A 24,304-nucleotide genomic window follows, 5' to 3' on the forward strand; every position below is an offset into this window, starting at 1 on the left:
GCAATTTTTTTTTCGCAATAGATGAGTTGACTCAATGAGTGAACGGCGCACCAAACTTGATGACGATATTTGCATCCACATCTTCAACTCGTCCGGCGCGATGGTCGGGGTGTGCCTGACGGTGGTCGGAATCCTGCGGGTGGTCATCAATACTCGCCAGGAAGATGTGATGGGGCAGAGCATGCTGGCGATCAATGCGATCATTTACCTGATGACTTGCCTGATCGCCTATTGGGCGTTACGCACTCGAGGAACCAAGCGCAACCACCTATTGGAAAGAATCGCCGACGGCTTGTTCTTTTTCGGATTGATTTTCACCACGCTGACCACGGGGTTTATTACGTTCGCGATGTCAACGTGCTGAACCGCTTACTAGAGGGCAAACAAACCGGAATCTTGAACTGTGCGGTCAAACGGAATCGATCAGCTTTTGCAAAGCCGGATCGCGGGCTGCAAATACGTCAAGAAAACCAAGCGCCCGCAGGGCTGGCAGCGACTCGACCATGTCGCGTTCCGCCTGTTGGTGCTGCGTCGAATCCGAGGAGGAATCAAGCCAGACTTTCGCGTTGATCAAAAATGCACCAACCGTTCCCTTGCGCACAACCACCCCGTTAATTTCGCGTGAGTCGACGTGGTCTGGAAGAAGTTCATTAGCTTTCATGGACGTCACCTTATGAGAAGAAGTCTCGAGCCAAATACTACGATGAAGCACTTTGGCTGGAAAACACCGATAGTACGGTGAGTGATGTTTGTCTAGCTATTCAATACTTAGGGGGCAGTGCTCACCTATGCCACATACATTTTCAGGGCAATCCCTGAAGAGCCGATTTTGAGCGCTTGGCTGCCGATTTTACGGGAGCAAAGGCCTCCAGGGTTGCAACTGATTGATCCCGGTAAATTGCCCGACGAGAGATATTTCGAAAATGCCCCCTCAAGTTAAAGGCTTTTCCTTGAAATAACCCCGTGGCGTGGTGCCGGTCATGCCCTTGAAGAAGGCGATCAACGCACTTTCGCTGGCGAAATCCAACTCATAGGCGCAGAAGGCGATGCTGTGGCCAGTGGCGAGCAATTCGATGGCGCGCATCAGTCGCCATTGCTGACGCCATTGCTGATAACCCATGCCGGTTTCTCTCAGGAAGATTCGACTGATGGTCTTGCTACTGGCACCTACCTGCCGCTGTAGTACCTGTAACTCGGGTGGTAGTTGCTCAAGGTTCTTCAGCAACGGCGTCAGTCGTTTGTCTCGGGGGAGTGGCAGCAGTGTCGGTTGCTCGGTGGCTTCGTTGATTTCGGCCAGGCACAGCCCAAGCAAATGAGCATATTTGCCGTGTTCCCACTCGGTGTCAAAAGGGGCCAAACACATCGCCTCCAATACGGCCCTCAGCAGGGCACTGACTTCGATTACTCGAACTTTCTCGGGCAACTGCGCAGCCAACGCCTGGCTAACGTACACCGACCGGTAGTCGACGGTCTGTTGCATCACAGCACGGTGCGCTACACCACTGGGAATCCAGGCCGCTCGGGTCGGTGGCAACAGGCACAACTGATTGACCAGGGTGATACGAGTGCAGCCCTGTTGAGTGAACAGTAGCTGGCCACGTTGGTGTTGGTGAACCCCCGAATCATGATTGCCAAGAAGCGCTCCGATACCGATTACCGGGGCTTTGAACTTGTCAGGATCGAAAGGCGCATTGGCAGGTAGCCAAGCCATAAATTGTCCGATTTGATTGATAAGTTGTCGTAGTTTAGATAATACGCCGTTGACGTCTCTTTAAAATCCTTCCCTGTTTCCCTGGGAAGTCCCTTTCAATGAATCTGAAAAATCTGCTGGTGCTGGCGGTGGTGCTGTTGATGTTTCCTCAGCTTGCCCAAGCGCTCTATAGTCCCGCGCTCTCGGATATCGTGCAGGCGTTTGCAGTAAGTCCCCAAGCGGCAGGGCAAATTCTCTCCGTGTATTTTCTGGCCTTCGCTTTGGGTGTGGTGGTGTGGGGGCGGCTGTGCGACCGATTCGGACGGCGTCCGATCATGCTGTCCGGGCTGGCCCTATACGGTGGGGCCTCCTGTCTGGCCTTGAGCGTCAGCTCCTTTGGCGGGTTGTTGATTGCCCAGTCACTGGCCGCTTTCGGTGCAGCAGTGGGGTCGGTGGTGACGCAAACTGTTCTGCGTGATCGATTCAGTGGCGTTGAACTGGCTCAAGTGTTTTCGCTAATGGGCATTGCTCTGGCAGCCAGTCCTGCAATCGGATTGTTTACCGGGGCTAGCCTGGTTCACTTTTTCGGCTATCGCGGCATGCTCACTTGCCTGCTGTTGCTGGCGCTGGTGTTGTGGGCCTGGTGCCTCTGGGCATTGCCTGAAACTCGCCCGGCTTCACTCCCGACTGCGCCTTTGTTCGGCACCTTAAGCTTAATGCTCAAGGATTGGGCCATATGGCGCTCGGTCGGGTTGGTGGCGGTATTCAACATTGCGATGTCAAGTTACTACAGCCTGGGACCGTTCATCTTCGAGCGACTGGATTTGTCCGGTGAACAGTTTGGCTATAGTGGTGTGCTATTGGCGCTGGGGTCAGGGTTGGGAGCGTGGTTGAACAAAGGATTGCTCAAGCGGGGAGTGAACAGTGAGCAATTGGTCCTGGTCGCCGGAGGCGTGGCGTTGTCAGGCAGCGTTCTGGTAATGATGCTGCAGGAAAGCTGGCTGTTCATTCTGCCGATGTTGTTGGTGGTGATGGCTTTCGGTATGGCGATTCCGAATGTGCTGGGGGCGGCATTGGCTGCTTATCGCGATTGCCTCGGCACGGCAGGGGCGCTGTTCGGTTTGTTGTATTACTTGGTGATCGGCGCCGGCTTGACCTTGGCAGCCTGGTGCCAGGCTTTTGGGCTGACGCTGTTGATCTGTGCCTTGCTGGCGATATTGCTAGGGCTTGCACGCCTTCCAACGGCCATCAGACGTTGATCGCAGCACTCGTTGAACGATTTGACCAATCTGTTGCATCGCCCGGTGATAACCGGACGGATACGCCGCGATGGATGCCGCCAAAACGTGGCGGAGAGTCAAATCCTGGCAATCATCTCTAAGCCCAAACAGTCACGCGTCTTGAGTTCCATCGTGATCCTAAATCAGATTTCTTTACCCGGATCTAACTCTTGATGCCAGCCTTCGGCCGCATAAAGTATTCCGCCTTGATTTAAATCCATCTATTCAATGACTGCTTCTGCCGAAAGCTGCCTTTTGAAGACAGCCTCAGGCATGTAGGGAGATTGGGGTTTGGTTTACGTTGATTTACTATTGTTCAGCCAACAGTCAATGGAAGGAACCAGTCTATGAATTTCAACGAGTCGCTAAGAAGCGCTGCCCACAGCGGTGCTTTGTTAACTCAACACTTCATAGCTTTTGCCCGCTCTGAAATGAAGGCATTTTTAGGGTGTGCTCTAGGCTGTTATCTCGGCTTCATTATATTGTTTCTCATGAAAGCTGATCCGGAGACGGCGACCTTCGGTGAATTTCTCAGTGTGATTCACTCATCTTTGAACATTGCTGGCTCCTTCATGGCAGCGGCTCTTTCGGTCGCTCTGAGATGGCTATTTCCAAGAAAGTGACGGAGGCTTCGCGTTGGCTGGACTTTACAGCCATGGTCTCGGCCCCTTGTAGATAAAGACGTAGGCGAACCAGAGGGTGGCGATCATGGCGTCACCCGAGCAGCCGCAATTTCATCAATGAGCGATTGCGGGAGCTGCGCGGCGTACTTGCCTTCCGACCACGACAAGGGCTCGGACTGGCGGATTATCTCGTTCAGCAGATTGAACGCCGCGAGCAACTGGTCGTCGCGGATCTCGCTGTCCTTTGGCAAGTCGTCGCAGAAGTGGTTCGCCGGTTCGATTTGACTGGGGTAGTTTGGTTCGCAGATGCAGAGCTGCAGGTCGGCCAGATCGATATCGCTGTCGACTAGGTAGTCGCGCAGATCGTCTTAATCGAAGATGTACCGATCACTATCGAAGATGACCAGAGGTTCGCCGGCCCATTCTTTTACTGGCATCGCCGCGAATTTTGCTTGGCGCCGAGCGTGGTGGCACGCTTTGCAGTAGCCGTTCACTTCGTAGATATCGTGATCCGGGTTCGCTTCGCAGCGGCGGTGGGTGGCTCCGCAGTAGCGGGCAAGGTTTTCGTCGGCGCCGAAAAGCGACCATCAGCGGAAACCCAGCCGGTTACCGTTTTGAGGCTGGCCGCTTCCGGAGCGTCGTGCATGATTATTGGCTTTTGTTCAGACATGACTTCGTCCTTGCCGCTATAGCGGCTGACTTTGAAGGGGGAGGGAGTTACTGTAGAGATCGGCCAAAAGCAGCCTGTTGCGACATTTAGAAAAATAGGTGCCACTCAGTCTTAACTCAACGGTGAAGTCAAACTGGGTCCCACAGATCAGGCTCTCTATACTGGCCTTCCAGGATGGTAAATAGAGCGCAAAATATGCCCATCACACCCAATCAAAATTCCCCAGTCGTTTTGGTCCTAGCTCAACAAAGCGACTTGGACAATCTTGTAGCCATTCGAATTGAGGCCATGCGCGAAAGTCTGGAGCGTGTTGGGCGATTTGATCCGGTGCGCGCGCGCGAGCGATTTCTTAGCGGTTTTGAAGCTCGCAACACACACTACATCGAGGTATCTGGAGAAAAGGTTGGTTTTGTAGTGGTCAAGCATCACCACAATGAACTCTTGCTCGATCATTTGTATGTGAGACCGAGCGCGCAAGGATCAGGTATAGGCTCTGTTGTTCTCACTCAGATTTTCAAAGTGGCGGATGAGGCTGCGCTCCCTATTAAAGTTGGAGCTCTCAAAGAAAGCGCTTCGAATCGCTTTTATATCCGCCATGGCTTTCAATTTGTCGAAAGCAGTGAATTCGACAATTATTATGTTCGTCAGAGCGTTCCGGCGGTTGGCTCAGATTGCTAGCTGGATGTGATGCACCTCAAGGTACGTTTTTACACACTCTGGGCCGATAGCGCTCACTCGGGCGCCATCAAAACGGCCAAGGTCATCTTGATGAACTCCTCGTTCTAGTCGATCGTCCAGAGTGCGCCGCGGACGTTCTCGGCGACATCTGCCGATCCGCGCTGCTCGACCCAGTTGGACAGCTCCATGATGGCGGCTTCGAGGGCGAGTTGGTTTTCGTTGATCTTGAAGAGCAGGGAAGGGAGCAGGTCGGAGTTGGGCATTTTGGTTTCCTTGGCGGCCAAGGAATGAGCGCAGCACCGTGTTACATGAAGAGTGTTTTAACGATTGGCACGGCGCCGGAGAGGGGAAAAATCGCTCGAGTTATGGAGCGCGTCCACAAAAGATATGGAACACATACCGAAAGGCAGAAGTTTTCATAAACGCCAGAAACGACAAAGCCCTGAATAATCAGGGCTTTGTCGTATCAAATATGGCGGAGGCGATGGGATTCGAACTCATGGACCTGTTACAGTCGACGGTTTTCAAGACCGTTGCCTTAAACCACTCGGCCACACCTCCGTTGCGTTGCGGGCGCCATAATACCTGAATGAAACACACTGTCAAACTCTGTGCATGGCTTGTTACAGAGCGTCTGTTATGATCTTTGCCACTGAACGTTTCAAACCAACAGGAGTGTCGCCATGCGCGAACAGGATTACGCAGTTCACAACAGCGTGCAGGCTGAGCAGCTAGAGGTTAGCCGCGTCCTGCGCAACACTTACGGCTTACTGGCGCTCACCCTCGCATTCAGCGGTGTGATGGCTTTCGTGGCTCAGCAGATGCGCGTCGGCTACCCGAATATTTTCGTGGTGCTGATCGGCTTTTACGGGCTGTTCTTCCTTACCAACAAACTCCGTGATTCCGCGTGGGGCCTGGTGTCTGCATTTGCGCTGACCGGTTTCATGGGTTTCCTGCTTGGCCCGATCCTTAACCGTTACCTGGGCATGCAGGGCGGCGCTGAAGTGGTCAGTTCGGCATTTGCGATGACTGCGCTGGTGTTTGGTGGTCTGTCGGCCTACGTGCTGATCACCCGCAAGGACATGAGCTTCCTCGGTGGTTTCATCACCGCCGGTTTCTTCGTGTTGCTGGGCGCAACGCTGGCGGGCATGTTCTTCCAGATCAGCGGTTTGCAACTGGCGATCAGCGCCGGCTTCGTGCTGTTCTCGTCGGTCTGCATTCTGTTCCAGACCAGCGCGATCATCCACGGTGGCGAGCGCAACTACATCATGGCGACCATCAGCCTGTATGTATCGATCTACAACCTGTTCATCAGCTTGTTGCAGATCTTCGGCATCATGAGCCGCGACGACTGATCGCTGTTGTGAAATAACGAAAAACCCGCTTCGGCGGGTTTTTTGTTGTCTGCGAAAATACAAGCGCGATCAGTTGATCACAATGCTGCCGTCCGCCTGCTGCTTGTAGAGGGTGTAGGGCAACAACAGGGTGTCGAGTACGCCGGATGCGGCGGCATCGATCAGCACGCCGGGGTTGGCGTTCTTGTAGTCGAACGCATCAACGCCATCCTTCAGTTCGGCATGCATCAGGCAGAAGTCGTAGGTCACGCCGCTGTAGATCCGCGGTACCGCACCGCAGTAGGTTTTCTCGTTCCTGAGACGCTCAGCGGTCTTCTGGTCACTGCTCACAACGGTCTGCACCGTGCCGCACCCGCTGAGCACCAATGCCATCAGCATCACTGCCTGAATATTCATCGCCGCCAATCCTTCGTCGGAAAAACCTCAATCTACGCCGAATACGCGCAAAACGCACTCATGCCATCGGCGGCAATCGACGTTTGACCGGGGTTTTCTTGACGATCGCGGTGTTGGTTTCAGCCAGTGTATTGAGCCGGTCGAGCAGGGTGTCCAGTTGCTCCATCGAGCGCACGTGCAGGCGCGCGATAAAACAATCTTCGCCGGTGACCTTGTCGCACTCGGTGAACTCCGGGATCGACAGGATCTGCCGTTCCACTTCCTGCAATTGCCCCGGCAGCGGTCGCACCCGGACGATCGCCTGCAGTTGATAACCGAAGCATTTGGGATCGATTTCGACCGTATAGCCCTTGAGCACGCCACGCTCTTCCAGCCGGCGTAACCGCTCGGCCACGCTGGGCGACGACAGGCCGCTGATCTGCGCCAACGCCTTGAGCGAGCGGCGCGAGTCTTCCATCAGGGCGCTGATGAGGATCTGGTCGATATCGTCGGTCATGGGGCAACTCCGGGATTAGGCATTTGAAGGAAACCACCCGCGATAAAGAAGGCAGAAATCCAGTTTAGCCTGCTTTTTGCGCTGGAGGCACGTGGTGTCGGCTTGGCATACTTTTGCCACGCTTTCGTCAAACGCCAAGGGAGATTAATGATGGACACAACAACCCGTCGCGGCTCGTTGGAGATGACCGCCGCTATGCTGATTTCCGGAACCATCGGCTGGTTCGTGCTGGTATCCGGGCAGCCGGTGCTGGACGTGGTGTTTTGGCGTTGCGTGTTCGGCGCCGGCACCTTGCTGTTGATTTGTGCGGCGTTCGGCTTCTTGCGCCCGGGTATTCTGACCCGCACCACGTTCCTCCTCGCGGTACTCAGCGGTGTGGCGATTGTCGGCAACTGGGTGTTGTTGTTTGGCTCGTATTCCCGGGCCTCGATTGCCATCGGGACGGCGGTATACAACGTGCAGCCGTTCATGCTGGTCGGCTTGGCGGCGTTGTTTCTTGGCGAGAAAATCACCCTGCAGAAACTGTTCTGGCTGACGATTTCCTTTCTCGGCATGCTGGCGATCGTCAGCGCCCATGGCGGGCAGGGTGAGGGCGGTGGCGAGTATCTGCTGGGGATTGCGCTGGCATTGGGCGCGGCGTTGCTCTACGCGATAGCGGCGCTGATCATCAAGCGTTTGACCGGCACGCCGCCGCATCTGATCGCCCTGATCCAGGTCTGCACCGGGGTGCTGCTGCTCGCGCCGTTCGCGCACTTCAACGGCCTGCCGCAAACCAGCGGAGCATGGGCCAGTCTGGTGACGTTGGGCGTTGTCCACACGGGCCTGATGTATGTGCTGCTATACGGTGCGATCCAGAAACTGCCAACTGCACTGACCGGAGCGCTGTCCTTCATCTACCCGATTGCGGCGATTTTCGTCGACTGGTTCGCCTTCGGCCATCGCCTGGAAACCCTGCAATGGCTCGGTGTAGCGGCAATTCTGCTGGCCGCCGCCGGCATGCAACAGGGCTGGGGCCTGAAGCGTCGCCCACTGCTGACGCAGTAACGCTCAGATGTTCCAGCGCGGCGCGGTTTTCGCCAGACGCTGACGCAATTCGCCGATGTTCGCCGCCAGTTGTCGGGTCAGCAAACGGTAACCGTCCAGCGTGCTGTAGACCGGTGTGTCGAGGCTGGCGTCCGGTAGCTCCAGCGGGCGCGCCAGGCGTTGCGCCGCCCCGGACTTCAAGGCCCGGGCCATGCCGATCAGTTGCACGCGGATCACCCGGTGCTCGGCCCGCAGCGCCGATTGCAGGTGCGCCATGGCTTCAGGGTCGTTGGCATCGGGGCGGGTGTTGCCGAGGATTTCCAGGGTACTGACGCACATTCGCAGGTTGCGCTGAATCGCGTCCAGTTCGGTCATGGAAATCTTCACTTCCTTGGACACTGAAGGCATCAGCGAGCGCAGTTGCACCATCACCGTGGTCACCCGGCCCATCAGCTTCAGATGTTCATCGGCGCTGACCGGTTGGCCGCTGATGATTCGTCCGTACAATGTGGCGCAGTCGCGCAAGGCATCGGCGAGGTTGTAGCGCCACGAATAAACCGCGTACAGCGGCAGTGCGAAGGAGAACGCCAGGGCCAGGGCGATGCCGATCAGGATGTCGACGCCGCGCCACAAGCCGTCGGTGATCGGGTTGTCGCCATGTCCGGCGACGATGAACACGGTAATTGCCGAAAGCAGGGCGGTGTAACCGCCTTTGCCGATGGCGTGATAGGAGAAGAATCCGCAGACCACGGCCATCGCAAAGTAGGTCAGCCACGGCATGCCGAGCCATGCCTGTTGGGCCACCAGCAGCAGACCGACGCCGGCACCGATCAGGGTGCCGGTGGCGCGTTCAGCGGCTTTCTTGCCGATGTTGCCGTGGTGTTGCAGACCGCCGATCACCACCAGCATGGTCACCGAAGCCCACTCGCCGTGGGGCAGGTTGATGCCGGTGGTCAGCAGAATGGTCGCCAGCAGCCCCAGTGCTACCCGCACCGCGTGAATCACTCGGGCGTGCTGGTAGCGGCGGTAGGGGTCCAGCAACGGACGCAGGATTCGCCGCAGCAGCGGTGGCAGTCGGTGGGTGCTGAAGGTGCTCAGTGCAAAGTCCTCGTCAGAAGATGTAGTCGGTGGTCAGGAAGCTCGAATCGCGGCCGCGAATGATTTCGCTGATCAGATCCTTGTTGTTGTCCTGGAACTTGGTCGCCACCAGTGTGCGGATCGAAAACACCCGCAGCGCATCGTGTACCGACAGCGTGCCTTCGGCGGAGTTCTTGCGCCCGTTGAACGGGTAGGTGTCCGGGCCGCGCTGGCACTGGGCGTTGAGGTTGATCCGCCCGACCTGGTTGGCAAAAGTGTCGACGAGTCGGCCGATCGCCACCGGGTTGGTGCCGAACAGGCTCAGTTGCTGGCCGAAGTCCGATTCCAGCACGTAATCGATCACGGTATCGAGATGGCGATATGGAACGATTGGCACCACCGGGCCGAACTGTTCTTCGTTGTACACGCGCATTTGCGGCGTCACCGGGTACAGCACGGCTGGGTAGAAGAACGACTCACGACTCTCGCCGCCGTTCGGGTTGACCACTTGTGCGCCCTTGCTCTGCGCGTCGGCCACCAGACCGTGCAGGTAGTCGACCTTGCCCGACTCCGGCAGCGGCGTCAGCGCCACGCCGCTGTCCCACGGCATGCCCGGCTTGAGCGTGGCGAGTTTGGCGTTGAATTTTTCGATGAAGGCGTCGACCACGTCCTCGTGCACAAACAGGATCTTCAGCGCGGTGCAGCGCTGGCCGTTGAAAGACAGCGAACCGGTGACCGCTTCGCTGACTGCGTTGTCCAGATCGACTTCCGGCAGGACGATGCCGGGGTTCTTCGCATCCAGACCCAGCGCGGCGCGCAAACGGTGCGGTTTCGGGTGCAGTTTCTTAAGATCGCTGGCGGCCTTGTTGGTGCCGATGAAGGCGAAGATGTCGATCTTGCCGCTGGCCATCAGCGCGCTGACCGTCTCGCGGCCGCTGCCGTAGATCACGTTGATCACGCCAGTCGGGAAGCTGTCGCGGAACGCCTCGAGCAGTGGGCGGATCAGCAGCACGCCGAGCTTGGCCGGTTTGAACACCACGGTGTTGCCCATGATCAGCGCCGGAATCAGCGTGGTGAAGGTTTCGTTCAGCGGATAGTTGTAAGGGCCCATGCACAGCGCGACACCGAGCGGCACGCGACGGATCTGGCCGAGGGTGTCCTGCTCCAGTTCGAAACGGCTGGAGCGGCGGTCGAGTTCCTTCAGCGCGTTGATGGTGTCGACGATGTAGTCGCAGGTGCGGTCGAACTCTTTTTCCGAGTCCTTGAGGTTCTTGCCGATCTCCCACATCAGCAGTTTGACCACGGCTTCGCGCTGCTGGCGCATACGCCCGAGGAACGCTTCGACGTGCTGGATCCGTTCGGCCACGCGCATGGTCGGCCACTGGCCCTGACCGCGATCGTAGGCGCGCACGGCGGCGTCGAGGGCGGTGAGGGCGGTGTCGGCGTCGAGCAGTGGCGTGCTGCCGAGGATCACTTGTTCATCGCCGCTTTCGCCATGGATATAGACCGGGCTACGCACTTGTGCGAGCGGGCCGTCCCAGCGCCGCAGTTCGCCATCGACGAGGTATTCGCGTTGCTCGACCTGACCGTCGAGGCGGTATTTTTCCGGGATGTCGCTGACAGAAGGGAACAGATTGCCAAGGATGTTTGCTGTGGTCATGTCGCTACCCCGTATTGATGTCCGTATACAGATCAAAAAGTCTTTACAGGTTATACGCCTGAATGCGCCGACATTTAAACCCGCCAATGTCACGCGAATGTCACGCAGAGATGCGGAACAGAGCTCTGACTGGTTTATGAAATCCAATGTGGGAGCGGGCTTGCTCGCGAATGCGTCCTTTCAACTGACATCCTCATGGCTGACACACCGCATTCGCGAGCAAGCCCGCTCCCACAGTTGAATTGTATGGTTTGAACATTTTCTGCTGGCCCCCGAAGTTCCCCTCACTGTCCCGCAATGCCCTCAACCCGCTGGCGCCGCTGCCTTAAGGTGGGCTCACAACAATAAACGGCATCCCACGCGAGGATCGTTATGCGGGCATTGCGATTGACCTTTTTGCTGGCGCTGGCGATTGCGCTGCCTGGCTGCGGCGATGACGCCAAACCTCCAGCCACCCATCGCGTTGCGAGCAACGCCACCCCCTCCGACCCGGCACTGGCGCAGATCTACGCCAACAGCTGCCAGCTGTGTCACGCCAATCCGGCCGCCAACGCACCATTGACCGGTGACCGTAAAGCCTGGGAACCGCGTATCCAGCAGGGCGCCGACACGCTGCTCGACCACGCCATCAACGGCTACAACGGTATGCCGCCGATGGGCCAGTGCGTCGAGTGTTCGGAAGAACAATTCCTGCAACTGATCGGCTTCATGGCCGATCAGCCCCTCCCACAATAAGGGTGCGCGCATGAGCATGGATCTGACACGCCGGCAGTTGTTGCAGCGGGCAAGCATCGTCGGCGCATTCAGTGCGCTGGCGGCCAATCCCGCGCTTGGGCAATTGATGCGCGCGCCGCGACTGATTCCCTGGCGCAACTGGTCGGGCGGGCAGAGTTGCCTGCCGGCGGCGCGGTTGGCGCCGAAGAATCTCGATGAACTGAGCGCTGCGATTCGCCAGGCCCAGGGCAAAATCCGCCCGGTCGGTTCGGCGCATTCGTTCAGTGCGCTGGTGCCCACCGACGGCACGCTGCTGTCGCTGAGCTATTTCACCGGGCTGCTCGATCACGACCCGAAAACCCTGCAGGCCGAATTCGCTGCCGGCACGCCGATGTCGCGCATGGGCGTGCCGCTGAAGGACGTCGGCCAGGCGCTGCAAAACATGGCCGACATCGACTATCAGACCCTCGCCGGGGCGATTTCCACCTCGACCCACGGCACCGGCAAAACCTTTCAGTCCTATTCCGCCCACGTCTGCGGCATGCAGTTGGTGACGGCCAATGGTGAGGTGCTGGACTGTGACAGCCAGCGCCATCCCGAGGTGTTCAACGCTGCGCGGGTGTCCTTGGGCGCACTGGGCGTGGCGACGAAAATCCGCCTGCAAAATCGCCCGGCCTATCGCCTGCGCGAGCGTCAGTGGATCGCCAGGACCGAAGAGCTGCTGGAAGACCTCGACAAAAACACCCGCGAAAATCAGCACTGGGAAATGCTCGTGGTCACCCATTCCGATTACGCCTTGTCTATCGCCCTCAACGAAACCAGCGACCCGGCCACGCCGCCGATCCCGCCCGAAGAGGAGGGCGGCAACGAGTTCGTGACCCTGATCGAGAAGATCGACAAATATGGCAGCGATTTCCCTGAGCTGCGCAGCACGCTGCTCAACAGCCTCCGGCATCTGGCGAATTTCGATGATCGGGTCGGTGATTCGTTTGACATCTACGCCAACGTGCGCACCGTGCGCTTCAACGAGATGGAGTACTCGGTGCCTGCCGAACACGGCCCGGCGTGCCTGCGCGAGATTCTCAAACTGATTCGCGACAAAGACCTGCGCACCTGGTTTCCCATCGAGTATCGCTACGTGAAAGCCGACGATATTCCGCTGAGCATGTTCGAGGGTCGCGACAGCTGTTCGATCTCGGTGCACCAGCACTATCAGATGGATCACCACAACTTTTTCGCGGCGGTCGAGCCGATTTTCTGGAAGTACAACGGCCGCCCGCACTGGGGCAAGTTGCACACGCTCAACGCCCGCACGTTGCAGCCGCTGTATCCGCGCTGGCGCGAGTTTGTCGAGGTGCGTCAGGCGCTGGATCCGAGCGGACGCTTTCTCAATGCGCATCTGTCGTCAATTCTGGGGGTGAGCTGATGGCGCTCAATCGACGCAATTTCATGCTCGGCACGTTGGGTGTCGGCGCTTTACTGGTGGGCTTGGGCACCTGGCTGCGACCGGGTGATCGAGGTGCGCCGTACAGCGAATATTTCCGCGCGCTGAATAATGAACTGAAAGACAAAGGCCCGATGCGCCCGGTGCTGGTGATCGATCTGGATCGCCTCGATCACAACATCGACGTGGTGATGCAGTCGGTCAAACGCGGCGGCAAGCAATTGCGTCTGGTGGAAAAATCCCTGCCTTCGCCGGGGCTGTTGAGCTACATCGCGCAACGGGCCGGGACGCAAAAACTCATGTCGTTTCACCAGCCGTTTCTCAATCACGATGCGGTCACGTTTCCGCAGTCCGACATTCTGCTCGGCAAGCCGTTGCCGGTGCGTTCAGCCGAGCTGTTTTATCAAAACCACAAAGGCTCGTTCGATCCTTCCAGGCAACTGCAATGGCTGCTCGACGGGCCTGAGCGCCTGCAGCAATACCTCGCGTTGGCGCAGGGGCTGGGCACGCGGATGCGCATCAACATCGAACTGGATGTCGGCCTGCATCGCGGCGGGGTCAGTGATGTGAATGTGTTGGGGCAGATGCTCACGCTGATCAGCGCCAATCCGCAGCATCTGCAGTTCGCCGGGCTCATGGGTTACGACCCGTTCGTGGGCATGGGCGTACCGGGGATTCTCGGTTCGCCCGAGGAACTGTTCGCCAAGGTCATGGTGATTTATCAGCGCTGCGTGGATTTCACCCGCCAGCAGTATCCGACGTTGTGGAATGACAACCTGTGCCTGAACACCGCCGGCAGCCCGAGTTACCGCATCCATGAAAACGAGCAGATGAGCACCGAGGTTTCGGTGGGCACGGCGATGCTCAAGCCGACGCACTACGACCTGCCGTCGCTGGTCGATCACGTGCCGGCGACCTACATCGCCACGCCTGTGTTGAAGAGTACGGGGGCGGTGAACATTCCGGCGCTGGATGACAAGTCGCGGCTGTTCTCCTGGTGGGACACCAACCAGCGCCAGACCTTTTTCATTTACGGCGGCAACTGGATGGCCGAGTTCGAATCGCCGGCCGGACTACAAAGCAACGGAGTGTATGGCCGCAGTTCGAATCAGGAGATGGTCAACGGTTCGAATGCCGTGGGCCTGAACGTCGAAGATCAAGTGTTCCTGCGTCCGACCCAGACCGAAGCGGTGCTGTTGCAGTTCGGTGATTTGCTGGCGATACGCGACGGAAAAATCATTGAAAGATGGCCGGTATATTCCTGAAGTGCTGTTCGTTGTGGTCGTTCAGATTTTCAGTTGTTTGTCCACTGTCAAGTTTGACAGTAGACCCGATAAGGCAGCCGGCGTATTAAACCCTACAGAAGTGTGGTTCATGCTTCTACTTTAATCTCAACTAACAAATGACAGGACATGCGCTTGTCATGGGAGAACGAAATGGCGACCAGTGGAGAATCAGAGACGTCGGGCAGCTTTGAAGTGAAAACCGATGAGCGCGGTGACGTAAGAGCCGATGCACTTTCATTTGAAGATTCGGGTAATGGCTTCAAGGTTTCGGTCAGGGAGGGGGTTGGGGGTCATATGGAGCCTAAGAAATATTTCGAATTGGGGTTTCCGAAGAAGGCTCTTTCGGCCACTTATCCTGTCAGTCAACTGTCTGTTGCGAGATATCTGGATTATTCCGATATGCACAATTTCGCCTATGTTGCCACATCGGGCGAAGTCACTGTCGCGTATACGGACTCACCTCGAAAAACGGAAGGCAAGTTTGATATTTTGATGAAACTAGAGGGTAATCCCAACCCACCTGGCCCTAAAGAGTTGAAAGTTTCCGGAACTTTTAGTCTGAAAACGGTTTGAATTCTTCAACCAAACATGTTGATGCCCGTTGTCATCCAGCTTTGGCGCTTTGCTGAACCGCAGTCTCAGCGAAGCGTCATCTGATTCAGCACCCGCCCCCGGAACAATTCCTTCCTTTGCTGTCGACGCAGCCAATCTCAATTTTTGAAATGAAGCTTTTATGACAAAAGTTCGGTAGCACATAGCCAGTCCGGTCATGCCTATGTAACGCGCTTGAGGGGCCCAACGGGGCGCTTTTCACAAGCCGAGGCGGGACGCCGGGAGTGAGGCAATGGGGACTATGGAACGCTACTCGAAAGTGGGCATGCAGGAACTCGATCAGCGCCTGTCGAAGATCGTCGAAGCGGCGCGCAAGAAGCCGGTTTCGGTGTATCGCTATGGTGCGCCGTGGGTCTGGATCGTGTCGCAGGATGACTGGCAGGGCGCCTTGAAAGAGGTCTCCAGCTACATTCCGCCAGGCCATTCGCTGGTATTGCTGCGCCCGCAGATCGACGACTTGCTCGATGCCCATCAAGACCTGCTGCACGAACTCAATGCCGAGCCCGGCATGCTCATCCCCGCGCAAACCGTCATGCACATCCTGCTCCTGCAACTGCTGTATTCGGTGCCCAGCGAGCAGCAACTGTATGAACAGCTCAATTACAACCTGCTGTTCCGCTGGTTCGTCGGTCTTGGCCTGAACCAGAAAGTCTGGAGCTTCAACGTCCTCAGTCGCGACATCGCCACGCTCCTCAACAACCCGCGTGCGGTGCAGCTCATTCAGAAAATCATCGGCGAAGTGTTCTGCGGTGCCTTGCTGCAAATGCCCGAGTTCTCCTTGAACTTCGCGCTGTTGCATACCTGGCTCGGCAAGCACAGCGGTGCCGCACACGTCAGCAATTAGCCGCGCCAGCCATTGATGCAACACACAAGGCGTGCAACAGCGCCAACAGGTCATCGCGAATTCAGGGGGTAGTGTGGATCAGATTTTCACGTCACGGCTGGCGCTGTGGGGCTGGCTGCTGGTGACGGCCGGCGCGCAACCGGCATTCGCCGAAGAGGCTGCCGAAGCCGCTGCGCCGCAACGTCTGGTGGACGTCAACGAATACTTCGTGCGCGGCAACACCGTGCTCGACGCGCGGGCCATCGAACAGGCGGTGTACCCGTTTCTCGGCCCGCAGAAAGCCATGAGCGACATCGAAGGCGCCCGCGATGCCTTGCAGAAGGCCTATCAGGAGCGCGGCTACCAATCGGTGTTCGTCGAACTGCCGGAGCAAGCGGTGGCGGATGGCATCGTCTATCTGCAAGTCAGCGAAACCAAGGTCGGCCGGGTGCGCGTGGTCGGCGCCAAACACTATTCGCCGCTGGACATCCGCGACAACGTCCCGGCCCTGAAAGAAGGCGAGGTGCCGGACTTCGCCAAGGTTCAGGGCGAACTGGCGCAGCTCAATAAAACCCCGGGCCGTCAGGTCATGCCGCTGGTGCGCGAAGGTCAACGCCCCGGCACCATGGACGTCGATTTGCAGGTCGAAGACCAGAACCCCTGGACCGGCAGCATCGGTCTCAACAACGACTACAGCGCCGACACCGAAAAGCTCCGCGCCGTGACCAGCCTCGGCTACAACAACCTGTGGCAGCTCGGCCACAGCATCAACCTGACATTCTTCACCGCGCCGCAAGACACCGACAACGCCAAGGTCTGGTCGGGCTCCTACACCGCGCCATTGACCGAGCGCTGGAGTGTGCAGTTCTCCGGTTATCAGTCCGACAGCAACGTCGCCACCATCGGCGGCAGCAACGTGCTGGGCAAGGGCCATTCCTACGGGGTGTCGGCGATCTACACGCTGCCGTCCAGTGGCAGTTGGTCGAACTCGCTGTCGGCCGGTATCGACTTCAAGGACTTCGACGAACGCCTGACCCTGTCCGGCGAGAGCGACAAGGTGCCGCTGAAATATGCGCCGTTCACCTTCGCCTACAACGGCTTCCGCTACACCGAAAAAAGTCAGCTTGGACTCGGCCTGAGCCTGGTCGCAGCCACCCGCAGCATTTTTGGTTACGGCAGTTCCGACGAAGACTTCGACTACAAACGCTACCACGCCAACCCGAGTTTCGCCGTGCTCAAGGGCGACAGCAACTTCACCTGGACTTTCGACAACGACTGGCAGAGCGCGAGCAAAGGCGCGTTCCAGCTGGCGTCGGGGCCACTGGTCTCCAACGAACAGTTTTCCGCTGGCGGCGCGACCTCGGTGCGCGGCTATCTGGCGGCCGAGCGCACGGGTGATGACGGCGTGCTGCTCAGTCAGGAACTGCGCACCCCGTCGCTGGCGAAATACGCCGGCAGCTGGATGCAGGAATGGCGCTTCTACGCCTTCGCCGAAGGCGCGCAACTGTACCTGCGCGACGAACTGCCGGACCAGGACGCCAGTTACGCCCTGGCCAGCGTCGGCCTCGGCACCCGCGCCAGCCTCAGCAAATGGCTGTCCGGCAGCCTCGACTGGGGCTACCCGCTACTCGAAGGGCCGAACACCTCGAAGCAGGAGTCGCGCCTGCACTTCAACCTTCAAGCCACTTTCTAAAGGAGCACGTTCATGCAGCGCCTCATTCTTTCGTTGTTGATCTGCCTGGGCTTCGTGCTCCCGGCCACGGCTCAGGCCTGGTGGCAGGACGACTGGCATTACCGCAAACAGATCGCCGTCGACACCACGCCGCAGGGCGCCGGGATCAATCAGGCGCTGGGCCGCACCGCGTTGCTGGTGCGCCTGCACACCGGCAATTTCACCTTCGATGGCGTCAAGGAAGACGGCGCGGATTTACGCTTCGTCGCCGCCGATGACAAGACCGTGCTCAACCACCAGATCGAAAGCTTCGATGCGCTGATGGGCATGGCGCTGATCTGGGTCGATGTGCCGAATGTCGAGGGCGGCCAGCGTCAGGACATCTGGATGTACTACGGCAACCAGAAGGCCCCGGCAACCGGCAACGGCCAACTGACCTTCGATCCGAATTACACCGCGCTGTATCACTTCGACGGCGCCACCGGCACCCCGGCCAAGGACACCACCGCTTACGGCAACACCGCACAAAGCGCCACTGGCGCGGCGATTGACGGTGTGATCGGGCGCGCCTTGCAGTTCAGCGGTCAGCCGTTGCTGCTGCCGGCCAGTCCATCGTTGCAGCACAGCGCTGGCAGCGCCTTCACCTTCAGCGCCTGGCTGCGTCTGGATCAGGCCAATGGCGAACAACTGATTCTGGCCCGCCGTGAAGGCGCCAACAGTCTGCTGATCGGGGTCAATCAGGGTGTGCCGTTTGTGGAGATCGACGGCCAGCGCGCCGTGGCCACTCAGCCGCTGAATCCGGGCCAATGGCAGCACGTCGCGCTGACCGCCGAAGGTTCGAAAGTCAGCCTGTACATCAATGGTCGTGAGAGTGCGACCCTCGCTCAAGCGATGCCGGCGTTCAATTCGGTGATGGCGATTGGCGGCGATCTGGCCGCAGGCCCGTACCAGCCATTCGTGGGCGCCATCGACGAACTGCGCCTGTCGAAAGTCGCGCGTCCGGCGCCGTTGCTGCTGGCTGATGCGACCTCCCAAGGCGCCGAGTCGAAACTGGTGGCCTACGGCGTCGATGAAGAACAGTCCGGTTTCGGCTTCGGCAGCCTCGGTTTCCTGCTCAACGCGGTGCCGGTCGACGCCTGGGTGATCATCGCCGTGCTGGTGCTGATGATGTTCCAGTCGTGGATCATCATGCTGCGCAAGAACCGCACCCTCAGCCGTGTGAGCAAGGCCAACGAGGATTTCCGCGAGCAATTCGCCAAGGTCGGCACCCGCCTGGAAATGTTCGCTGACGACGCGCAACTGGCTCAGCGTCTGCAGCATTCGCCGCTGTGGCGCCTGTACTCGGTGGCGGTCAAGGAAATCCGTACCCGTCGCGAGCAGGGCGCCGATACCTCTTCGGTGTCCGCCGCCACCATCGAAGCCATCCGTTGCTCGATGGACGGCGTGCGCACCCGCGAGAACCAGGCGCTCAGCTCGAAACTCTCGACCCTGTCCAACGCCATCGCCGGTGGCCCGTACATTGGCCTGCTCGGCACCGTGCTGGGGATCATGGTGGTGTTCCTCGGCACCGCCATGGCCGGCGACGTCAACATCAACGCCATCGCGCCGGGCATGGCCGCCGCATTGCTCGCCACCGCCATGGGCCTGTTCGTCGCGATCCCGGCGCTGTTTGGCTACAACCGCCTGATCACCCGCAACAAGGAAGTCAGCGCCGACATGCGTGTGTTCGTCGACGAGTTCATCACGCGTCTGGCGGAGATGCACGGCGAGAGCCAGTTCAGTGAGGCGTCGCATCAGCGCGGTCATCACGCCAACCACTCCGTACCGGCCTGAGGAGCACTGCCATGGCGTCTGTAAATGCCTCCCACGACGATGACGAAGATGCAGCGGTGGACAGCATCAACATCACCCCATTGGTCGACGTGCTGATGGTGGTGCTGGTGATGTTCATCCTCACCGCCACCGCGCAGGTCTCCGGGATCCAGATCAACCTGCCCAAGGCCAGCGCCTCGGTGTCGCTGTCGGAGGCCAAGACCAAGGCGATTTCGGTCAACGATGGCGGCCAGGTATTTCTCGACGCCTACCCGGTGACCCTGGCCGAGCTGGAGGAACGCCTGCGCATCGAGAAGGCGCAGAGCCCGGACTTCCCGGTGATCGTGCGCGGCGACGCGACCGTGCAGTACCAGAAGGTCATCGAAGTGCTGGATCTGTTGCGCCGGCTCGAACTGTCTCAGGTCGGTCTGGTGACCGGCAAACCGGCGCAGGGCTGAGTGATGACCGCACAACTCCCGATCGAGCCGCTGCCGGTGAAGCGTTCGCCGTTGCGTTACCTGAAGTGGGGCGCCGGGCTGCTGCTCGGCGCGCTCGCCGCGTGGTTCCTGTGGCAGTGGGCCAATGACATGAGCGGCGTGCGCCGTGAAGCGCCGAAGGTGCCGACGATCATTCCGTTGCCGCCGCCGCCACCTCCGGAAAAACCGCCGGAGCCGGAAACCCCGGTGGAAGAAAAGGTCGTCGAGCCTGAGCCAACGCCCGAGCCGCAGGAGGTCAAGCCCGAGGAAGAGGCGCCGCCATCACCGGCGGACGATCTGGCCAACCCGATGCAAATGGACGGCGATGCGCAGAGTGGCAACGACGCTTTCAACATCGGCGCCGGCAAGGGTGGCGGCATGGCGGGGGCGGGTGGTGGACGCCTTGGCACCGGCACCTACAGCCAGTTCCTCGCGTTCACGTTTCAGCGCTTGCTGCGCGAGAACCCCGATCTGCGCAACCTCGCATTCTCGCTGCAGGCCGATGTGTGGCTGAGCAGCGTCGGCGAAATCACCCGGGTCGAGCTGGTCAAGTCCAGCGGCAATCCCGAGATCGACACCCAGGTGCTGGCGGCGCTGCGTAACGCGCCGCACCTGAGCGAACGGCCACCGGCCTCCATGACTTTGCCTGTGCGCCTGTCCCTGCAAGGGCGGCGTCCGGGTTAACCCACTTATTCATTGCCAAGCATTCAAGCTTTGCCAAAAGGAGTTGTGTGCAGATGATTTCCAACGTGAATCGATTGTCCCTGGCGGTCGGCATGGTCATCGCGACCCTGGTCGGCCAGGCCGCGGCAGCGCCTGCGCCCTCGGAGAACGCCACGATCAATCTGATCCGCTTGCTGGTCGAGCAGGGCATTTTGAAACAGGACAAGGCCGACGCGCTGATCGCCCAGGCGCAGAACGAAGCCGCCCAGGCCAGGCAGGCAGCGGCATCGACTGCGGTGGCGGCAGGTCCGGTCGCAGCGCCGGGCGATGTGCGCGTGCAGTATGTGCCAGCGGCAGTGCGCGACCAGATCCGCGATCAGGTCAAGGCCGAGGTCATGGCCACCGCCAAGCAGGAAAACTGGGCGGCGCCCAACACCTTCCCGGACTGGGCTTCGCGTATCAGCTTCGATGGCGACATCCGCCTGCGCGACGAATCGCGCTACTACTCGGGCAGCAACAGCAACGAAATCGTCGACTTCGCCAAGCTCAACAACAACGGCCCGTACGACGTGAACCCCAACAGCAGCACCAGCCTGCCGCCGCTGCTCAACACCCGTGAAGACCGCACCAACCTGTTCCGCTTGCGTGCGCGGCTGGGCATGAAAGCGGTGATTTCGCCGGAATGGACCGCCGGCATCCGCATCGGCACCGGCTCGGACAACAACCCGGTATCGACCACGCAGAACCTCGGTGGCGGCTTTGCCAAGAAAGACATCTGGCTTGATCAGGGCTATCTGAACTGGAAGCCCACCGACGAGCTGACCCTGACCGGCGGGCGTTTCGCCAACCCGTTCATGTCCACCGACATGCTCTATTCCAATGACCTGAACTTCGACGGTGTGGCGGCGATCTTCGACCACAAGCTCAACCGCGACTGGGGCGTGTTCGGCACCGTCGGTGCATTCCCGGTGGATTACACCAACGACACCACCACCAGCAACGGTTTCGACAAGGAAGAAAGCGACAACAAGTGGCTGTACGGCGCGCAGATCGGCGCCAAGTGGGCGATCAACAGCAACAACCGCCTCAAGGGCGCTTTGGCCTACTACCGTTTCGACGACATTCAAGGGCAACGCTCCAGTCCTTGCGAGCCGTGGGCAGGCGCCCCAGGCTGCGACACCGATGGCACCCGTGCGGCGTTCATGCAGAAGGGCAACAGCGTGTTCCTGCTGCGCGACATTACGCCGAACCCGGCCAACCCGACCACCACGCCGCAGCCGCAATTCGTCGGCCTGGCATCGGAGTTCAACCTGCTCGACCTGAACCTGGTGTGGGACGCCGACCTGCCGCAAGACTTCAAATTGCGCAGCCAGGGCAACTACATCCACAACCTCGGTTACGACGAAGGCGACATGCGCAAACGCGCCGAGGGGCAGATCGTCAACAACCTCAACAGCAACGGCGACATCGAAAGCGGCGCCAATGCGTGGATGGTGCAGTTCACCCTCGGCAACGCGCTGGACCTGAAGAAGCAGGGCGACTGGAACCTCTTCGCCGGCTACAAGTACATCCAGCCAGATGCCTTGCCTGACGGCTTCAACGATTCCTCGTTCCACCTCGGCGGGACCAACGCCAAGGGCTATTTCCTCGGCGGCAATTACGGTCTGGCGAAGAACGTCTACGCCACTGGCCGCTGGCTGAGCACCGAGGCGGTGTACGGCGCGCCGTTCGACATCGACGTCTTGCAGCTTGAGATCAACACGCGCTTCTAAGGCGCCGGGAGTACGGTCATGCACGCACGAGTTTTACTGTTGGGGCTGAGTTTTTTCATCGCGCAAGGCGCGCACGCCGAAGGCATGGAGGAGCGCTTGCGCACCCAGTTGCGCAGCACCACCCAGCAGTTGCAGGCCCTGCAGAGCCAGCAGGCCCAGGCCAGCGCCGCGCAACTGGCGGCGCAGAACGAGGCCAAGGCTGCGCAGGCGCAGATCAAGCAATTGACCGCCGAACTGGCCAAGGCCAAAGGCGTGGCCGAGCAGTTGGCCGGCCAGCAGCAGAACCTGCACAGCCAGGCGCAGGCGCAAATCGCCGCCAGCAGCGAACAGGTCGGCAAGTTCAAGAAAGCCTACGACGAGTTGTTGGTCATGGCCCGTGCCAAAGAAGCAGAACGGTCTAAGCTTCAGGCGCAATTGGCTGAACGTGACACACAAGTGCAGCAATGTTCAGTCAAGAATCAGCAGATGTATGGCGTCGCCAAGCAGATCCTCAGCGCCTACGAAAACATCGATGTGGCCGAGGTGATGAAGATCCGCCAGCCCTTTGCGGGCAGCGCCCGGGTCAAGTTCGATGAACTGGCTCAGGGGTTCGGTGACGAGCTGTACAAGACTCAATTCGACGCGCCGCAAGCCGCGCTCGCACACTGATTTACCAACAAGGAAGAAGTCATGACTCAATTGATCAGCCATGTGTCCCCACAATCCCTGACCGAAGTCCTGCAAGCGGCCGGTTATCGCGTCAACCAGACCGAACAGAACGGCATCGTGCAGTTGCTCAGCGCCAGTCAGGGCATCGGCTATGCCGTGCGTTTCGGCAACCCGGCGGTGGAGCAGGGCAGCTACGTCGATTTCACTTTCAGCTGCGCGCTGCGGGTGCAAGGTGAGTTGCCACAGGGCGTGGCCGAACAGTGGAACGCCACCCGGCGTTTTGCGCGGTTGTCGTTGCAGGGCGAGTTTCTGGTGATGGAAATGGACGTGGTGCTGGCGGCCGGTGTGAGCCACGATCACCTGCGCGGCAATCTGGAATTGTGGGATCGCCTGTTGCAGGAGTTCATCGTCTACCTGCGTGATTTCAGCCAGGCCGCACAAGCTTCGACGGCAAAAGTCGCTACCGCTGAGCAAGAGGAAGTCGCGCTGTGAAAAAGCCTGCCATGGTGATCGGCGCCGGGGCAGTGGCGCTGTTGGTGGTAGCCGTGGCGCTGGTGCTGCGACCGGGCACAGACCCGGTTGCCGCCCAGCAATCGTCGCCGTTGGCGGCGGTTGCTGCGGGGCCTGCGGTGGCGCGGTTGGGCAATCAGCAAGTGACGCCGCAGGAGTTGCAGGCGCTGCTGGCGACCGTCCCGCCGGCGACTCGCGAGCAATTGCGCGGCAACCGTGAAGCGCTGGAGCGCTGGATTCGTGCGCGGTTGGCGGAGAAAGCCGTGCTGGAGCAGGCCGACGCTCAGGGCTGGGCGCAGCGTCCGGACGTGGTGCGGCAAACCCGCGCGGCCACCGAGCAGATCGTCTTTCGCGATTACCTGCGCTCGGTCAGTACAGTCCCGACGGACTATCCGAGTACGGCCGAGTTGCAGCAGGCGTATGACGCCGGCAAGGCCAACTGGCAGACTCCGGCGCTGTATCGGGTCAGCCAGATTTTCCTCGCGGTGCCGGATGCCCAGAGTCTGGAAAACGTACGCAAACAGGCGTCTGAGCTGAGCAGGAAAGCCCAAGGCGCGCCGGGGGATTTTGCCGCGCTGGCGACCCAGTATTCGCAGGATCGCCTGACCGCCGAACGGGGCGGCGATAGCGGGCTGCAACCGTTGCAGCAACTGGTGCCGGAGGTGCGGGGTGCGGTGGCGAAATTGAAGGTTGGTGCGGTGTCCGAGCCGGTGCAGAGCGCGGCGGGTTTCCATGTGATCAAACTCACCGAACAGCAACCGGCACGTACCGCGAGCCTCGACGAACTGCGCGATCAACTGACCCAGGCCTTGCGTGCGCAACGTCAGGAGCAGATTGCCCAGGCGTATCTGGACGGGATGCTCAATACCGCGACGTTGAGTATTGATGGGGCTGAGCTGAACAAGGTCCTGGAAGAGAAGCACT

At 59.4% G+C, this 24,304-nt stretch carries 27 protein-coding genes and 1 tRNA gene; 20 read left to right on the forward strand and 8 right to left on the reverse strand.

Annotated elements, in window-relative coordinates; all coding sequences use genetic code 11:
• Positions 1-34: 34 nt before the first annotated feature.
• Complete coding sequence (locus tag NTD85_RS18780; RefSeq protein WP_003224429.1) at positions 35-364, forward strand: hypothetical protein; 330 nt, start codon at positions 35-37, stop codon at positions 362-364.
• A 45-nt stretch (positions 365-409) separates the two neighbouring features.
• Here the strand turns inward: NTD85_RS18780 and NTD85_RS18785 are convergent, their stop codons facing one another.
• A complete protein-coding gene (locus NTD85_RS18785; protein ID WP_262142895.1) occupies positions 410-661 on the reverse strand; it encodes a hypothetical protein in 252 nt (83 codons plus the stop codon).
• 270 nt (positions 662-931) lie between these two features.
• Positions 932-1,711: an AraC family transcriptional regulator gene (locus tag NTD85_RS18790; protein ID WP_262142896.1), complete on the reverse strand. Its 780-nt coding sequence runs from the start codon at positions 1,709-1,711 to the stop codon at positions 932-934.
• Positions 1,712-1,809: 98 nt separating this feature from the next.
• Here NTD85_RS18790 and NTD85_RS18795 point away from each other — a divergent pair, with 98 nt between their 5' ends.
• The 4 genes from NTD85_RS18795 to NTD85_RS18810 all read left to right on the forward strand — a co-directional run bounded on the left by NTD85_RS18795 (position 1,810) and on the right by NTD85_RS18810 (position 4,941).
• Complete coding sequence (locus NTD85_RS18795) at positions 1,810-2,949, forward strand: MFS transporter (RefSeq protein ID WP_262142897.1); 1,140 nt, start codon at positions 1,810-1,812, stop codon at positions 2,947-2,949.
• A gap of 368 nt (positions 2,950-3,317) precedes the next feature.
• Positions 3,318-3,593 (forward strand): hypothetical protein, encoded by a 276-nt coding sequence (locus tag NTD85_RS18800; RefSeq protein WP_262142898.1) that lies wholly within the window; start codon positions 3,318-3,320, stop codon positions 3,591-3,593.
• A 117-nt stretch (positions 3,594-3,710) separates the two neighbouring features.
• Entirely contained in the window at positions 3,711-3,878 is a 168-nt protein-coding gene (locus tag NTD85_RS18805) for a hypothetical protein (protein WP_262142899.1), read from the forward strand.
• Between the two features lie 580 nt (positions 3,879-4,458).
• Entirely contained in the window at positions 4,459-4,941 is a 483-nt protein-coding gene (locus NTD85_RS18810; protein WP_262142900.1) for a GNAT family N-acetyltransferase, read from the forward strand.
• Between the two features lie 104 nt (positions 4,942-5,045).
• On the opposite strand, the gene NTD85_RS18815 is transcribed toward NTD85_RS18810, so the two are convergent.
• Positions 5,046-5,204, reverse strand: coding sequence for a hypothetical protein (locus NTD85_RS18815; RefSeq protein WP_003224440.1), 159 nt, complete (start codon positions 5,202-5,204; stop codon positions 5,046-5,048).
• A 210-nt stretch (positions 5,205-5,414) separates the two neighbouring features.
• Positions 5,415-5,502, reverse strand: a tRNA-Ser gene (locus tag NTD85_RS18820).
• 122 nt (positions 5,503-5,624) lie between these two features.
• Between NTD85_RS18820 and NTD85_RS18825 the strand changes: the two genes are divergently transcribed.
• Positions 5,625-6,296, forward strand: a complete 672-nt coding sequence (locus tag NTD85_RS18825; RefSeq protein WP_003224442.1) for a Bax inhibitor-1/YccA family protein — start codon at positions 5,625-5,627, stop codon at positions 6,294-6,296.
• 69 nt (positions 6,297-6,365) lie between these two features.
• On the opposite strand, the gene NTD85_RS18830 is transcribed toward NTD85_RS18825, so the two are convergent.
• Together NTD85_RS18830 and NTD85_RS18835 are read right to left on the reverse strand one after the other, a co-directional pair.
• Positions 6,366-6,692, reverse strand: coding sequence for a YceK/YidQ family lipoprotein (locus tag NTD85_RS18830; protein WP_003224443.1), 327 nt, complete (start codon positions 6,690-6,692; stop codon positions 6,366-6,368).
• A 58-nt stretch (positions 6,693-6,750) separates the two neighbouring features.
• The gene (locus NTD85_RS18835; protein WP_007915449.1) at positions 6,751-7,188 is read right to left on the reverse strand and encodes an Lrp/AsnC family transcriptional regulator; all 438 of its coding nucleotides are present in this window, start codon (positions 7,186-7,188) and stop codon (positions 6,751-6,753) included.
• Positions 7,189-7,338: 150 nt separating this feature from the next.
• On the opposite strand from NTD85_RS18835, the gene NTD85_RS18840 reads away from it, so the two are divergent.
• Positions 7,339-8,232 carry a DMT family transporter gene (locus NTD85_RS18840; RefSeq protein WP_262142901.1) on the forward strand — a complete coding sequence of 298 codons (894 nt, stop codon included), beginning with the start codon at positions 7,339-7,341 and terminating at the stop codon, positions 8,230-8,232.
• Positions 8,233-8,235: 3 nt separating this feature from the next.
• Here NTD85_RS18840 and NTD85_RS18845 read toward each other — a convergent pair whose 3' ends face one another.
• Positions 8,236-9,276 carry an FUSC family protein gene (locus NTD85_RS18845; RefSeq protein WP_262142910.1) on the reverse strand — a complete coding sequence of 347 codons (1,041 nt, stop codon included), beginning with the start codon at positions 9,274-9,276 and terminating at the stop codon, positions 8,236-8,238.
• A gap of 46 nt (positions 9,277-9,322) precedes the next feature.
• Complete coding sequence (locus tag NTD85_RS18850) at positions 9,323-10,948, reverse strand: NADP-dependent glyceraldehyde-3-phosphate dehydrogenase (protein WP_262142902.1); 1,626 nt, start codon at positions 10,946-10,948, stop codon at positions 9,323-9,325.
• Between the two features lie 372 nt (positions 10,949-11,320).
• Here NTD85_RS18850 and NTD85_RS18855 point away from each other — a divergent pair, with 372 nt between their 5' ends.
• The 13 genes from NTD85_RS18855 to NTD85_RS18915 all read left to right on the forward strand — a co-directional run.
• Complete coding sequence (locus NTD85_RS18855) at positions 11,321-11,683, forward strand: c-type cytochrome (RefSeq protein ID WP_103522074.1); 363 nt, start codon at positions 11,321-11,323, stop codon at positions 11,681-11,683.
• A gap of 76 nt (positions 11,684-11,759) precedes the next feature.
• The gene (locus NTD85_RS18860; protein ID WP_226501519.1) at positions 11,760-13,088 is read left to right on the forward strand and encodes a D-arabinono-1,4-lactone oxidase; all 1,329 of its coding nucleotides are present in this window, start codon (positions 11,760-11,762) and stop codon (positions 13,086-13,088) included.
• A 74-nt stretch (positions 13,089-13,162) separates the two neighbouring features.
• Positions 13,163-14,371, forward strand: coding sequence for a DSD1 family PLP-dependent enzyme (locus tag NTD85_RS18865; RefSeq protein ID WP_262142911.1), 1,209 nt, complete (start codon positions 13,163-13,165; stop codon positions 14,369-14,371).
• 171 nt (positions 14,372-14,542) lie between these two features.
• A complete protein-coding gene (locus NTD85_RS18870; protein ID WP_103485613.1) occupies positions 14,543-14,965 on the forward strand; it encodes a hypothetical protein in 423 nt (140 codons plus the stop codon).
• A 271-nt stretch (positions 14,966-15,236) separates the two neighbouring features.
• Positions 15,237-15,848 carry a transposase gene (locus NTD85_RS18875; RefSeq protein ID WP_080593238.1) on the forward strand — a complete coding sequence of 204 codons (612 nt, stop codon included), beginning with the start codon at positions 15,237-15,239 and terminating at the stop codon, positions 15,846-15,848.
• A 73-nt stretch (positions 15,849-15,921) separates the two neighbouring features.
• The gene (locus NTD85_RS18880; RefSeq protein ID WP_262142903.1) at positions 15,922-17,520 is read left to right on the forward strand and encodes a ShlB/FhaC/HecB family hemolysin secretion/activation protein; all 1,599 of its coding nucleotides are present in this window, start codon (positions 15,922-15,924) and stop codon (positions 17,518-17,520) included.
• A gap of 12 nt (positions 17,521-17,532) precedes the next feature.
• Positions 17,533-19,332 carry a DUF2341 domain-containing protein gene (locus NTD85_RS18885; protein WP_262142904.1) on the forward strand — a complete coding sequence of 600 codons (1,800 nt, stop codon included), beginning with the start codon at positions 17,533-17,535 and terminating at the stop codon, positions 19,330-19,332.
• Positions 19,333-19,343: 11 nt separating this feature from the next.
• On the forward strand, positions 19,344-19,769 hold the full coding sequence (locus tag NTD85_RS18890) for an ExbD/TolR family protein (protein WP_262142905.1): 426 nt from the start codon (positions 19,344-19,346) through the stop codon (positions 19,767-19,769).
• 3 nt (positions 19,770-19,772) lie between these two features.
• On the forward strand, positions 19,773-20,471 hold the full coding sequence (locus tag NTD85_RS18895) for an energy transducer TonB (protein WP_262142906.1): 699 nt from the start codon (positions 19,773-19,775) through the stop codon (positions 20,469-20,471).
• Positions 20,472-20,524: 53 nt separating this feature from the next.
• On the forward strand, positions 20,525-22,222 hold the full coding sequence (locus NTD85_RS18900) for a putative porin (protein ID WP_262142907.1): 1,698 nt from the start codon (positions 20,525-20,527) through the stop codon (positions 22,220-22,222).
• Positions 22,223-22,240: 18 nt separating this feature from the next.
• Positions 22,241-22,870: a DNA repair protein gene (locus tag NTD85_RS18905; protein WP_262142908.1), complete on the forward strand. Its 630-nt coding sequence runs from the start codon at positions 22,241-22,243 to the stop codon at positions 22,868-22,870.
• A 21-nt stretch (positions 22,871-22,891) separates the two neighbouring features.
• A complete protein-coding gene (locus tag NTD85_RS18910; RefSeq protein WP_003224470.1) occupies positions 22,892-23,362 on the forward strand; it encodes a YbjN domain-containing protein in 471 nt (156 codons plus the stop codon).
• Positions 23,359-24,304 (forward strand): peptidylprolyl isomerase (locus NTD85_RS18915; RefSeq protein WP_262142909.1); only part of this gene is annotated, 946 nt, incomplete at its 3' end. The genes NTD85_RS18910 and NTD85_RS18915, both read left to right, overlap by 4 nt.

This window comes from Pseudomonas sp. 13B_3.2_Bac1, from assembly GCF_025466205.1.
In the GTDB taxonomy this organism is placed as follows: Bacteria; Pseudomonadota; Gammaproteobacteria; order Pseudomonadales; family Pseudomonadaceae; genus Aquipseudomonas; species Aquipseudomonas fluorescens_H.

Coding starts and splice junctions, on each gene's coding strand:
- NTD85_RS18780 (WP_003224429.1), top strand. CDS start 35: ATGAGTGAACGGCGCACCAAACTTGATGACGATATTTGCATCCACATC.
- NTD85_RS18785 (WP_262142895.1), bottom strand. CDS start 661: ATGAAAGCTAATGAACTTCTTCCAGACCACGTCGACTCACGCGAAATT.
- NTD85_RS18790 (WP_262142896.1), bottom strand. CDS start 1,711: ATGGCTTGGCTACCTGCCAATGCGCCTTTCGATCCTGACAAGTTCAAA.
- NTD85_RS18795 (WP_262142897.1), top strand. CDS start 1,810: ATGAATCTGAAAAATCTGCTGGTGCTGGCGGTGGTGCTGTTGATGTTT.
- NTD85_RS18800 (WP_262142898.1), top strand. CDS start 3,318: ATGAATTTCAACGAGTCGCTAAGAAGCGCTGCCCACAGCGGTGCTTTG.
- NTD85_RS18805 (WP_262142899.1), top strand. CDS start 3,711: ATGAGCGATTGCGGGAGCTGCGCGGCGTACTTGCCTTCCGACCACGAC.
- NTD85_RS18810 (WP_262142900.1), top strand. CDS start 4,459: ATGCCCATCACACCCAATCAAAATTCCCCAGTCGTTTTGGTCCTAGCT.
- NTD85_RS18815 (WP_003224440.1), bottom strand. CDS start 5,204: ATGCCCAACTCCGACCTGCTCCCTTCCCTGCTCTTCAAGATCAACGAA.
- NTD85_RS18825 (WP_003224442.1), top strand. CDS start 5,625: ATGCGCGAACAGGATTACGCAGTTCACAACAGCGTGCAGGCTGAGCAG.
- NTD85_RS18830 (WP_003224443.1), bottom strand. CDS start 6,692: ATGAATATTCAGGCAGTGATGCTGATGGCATTGGTGCTCAGCGGGTGC.
- NTD85_RS18835 (WP_007915449.1), bottom strand. CDS start 7,188: ATGACCGACGATATCGACCAGATCCTCATCAGCGCCCTGATGGAAGAC.
- NTD85_RS18840 (WP_262142901.1), top strand. CDS start 7,339: ATGGACACAACAACCCGTCGCGGCTCGTTGGAGATGACCGCCGCTATG.
- NTD85_RS18850 (WP_262142902.1), bottom strand. CDS start 10,948: ATGACCACAGCAAACATCCTTGGCAATCTGTTCCCTTCTGTCAGCGAC.
- NTD85_RS18855 (WP_103522074.1), top strand. CDS start 11,321: ATGCGGGCATTGCGATTGACCTTTTTGCTGGCGCTGGCGATTGCGCTG.
- NTD85_RS18870 (WP_103485613.1), top strand. CDS start 14,543: ATGGCGACCAGTGGAGAATCAGAGACGTCGGGCAGCTTTGAAGTGAAA.
- NTD85_RS18875 (WP_080593238.1), top strand. CDS start 15,237: ATGGGGACTATGGAACGCTACTCGAAAGTGGGCATGCAGGAACTCGAT.
- NTD85_RS18885 (WP_262142904.1), top strand. CDS start 17,533: ATGCAGCGCCTCATTCTTTCGTTGTTGATCTGCCTGGGCTTCGTGCTC.
- NTD85_RS18890 (WP_262142905.1), top strand. CDS start 19,344: ATGGCGTCTGTAAATGCCTCCCACGACGATGACGAAGATGCAGCGGTG.
- NTD85_RS18895 (WP_262142906.1), top strand. CDS start 19,773: ATGACCGCACAACTCCCGATCGAGCCGCTGCCGGTGAAGCGTTCGCCG.
- NTD85_RS18900 (WP_262142907.1), top strand. CDS start 20,525: ATGATTTCCAACGTGAATCGATTGTCCCTGGCGGTCGGCATGGTCATC.
- NTD85_RS18905 (WP_262142908.1), top strand. CDS start 22,241: ATGCACGCACGAGTTTTACTGTTGGGGCTGAGTTTTTTCATCGCGCAA.
- NTD85_RS18910 (WP_003224470.1), top strand. CDS start 22,892: ATGACTCAATTGATCAGCCATGTGTCCCCACAATCCCTGACCGAAGTC.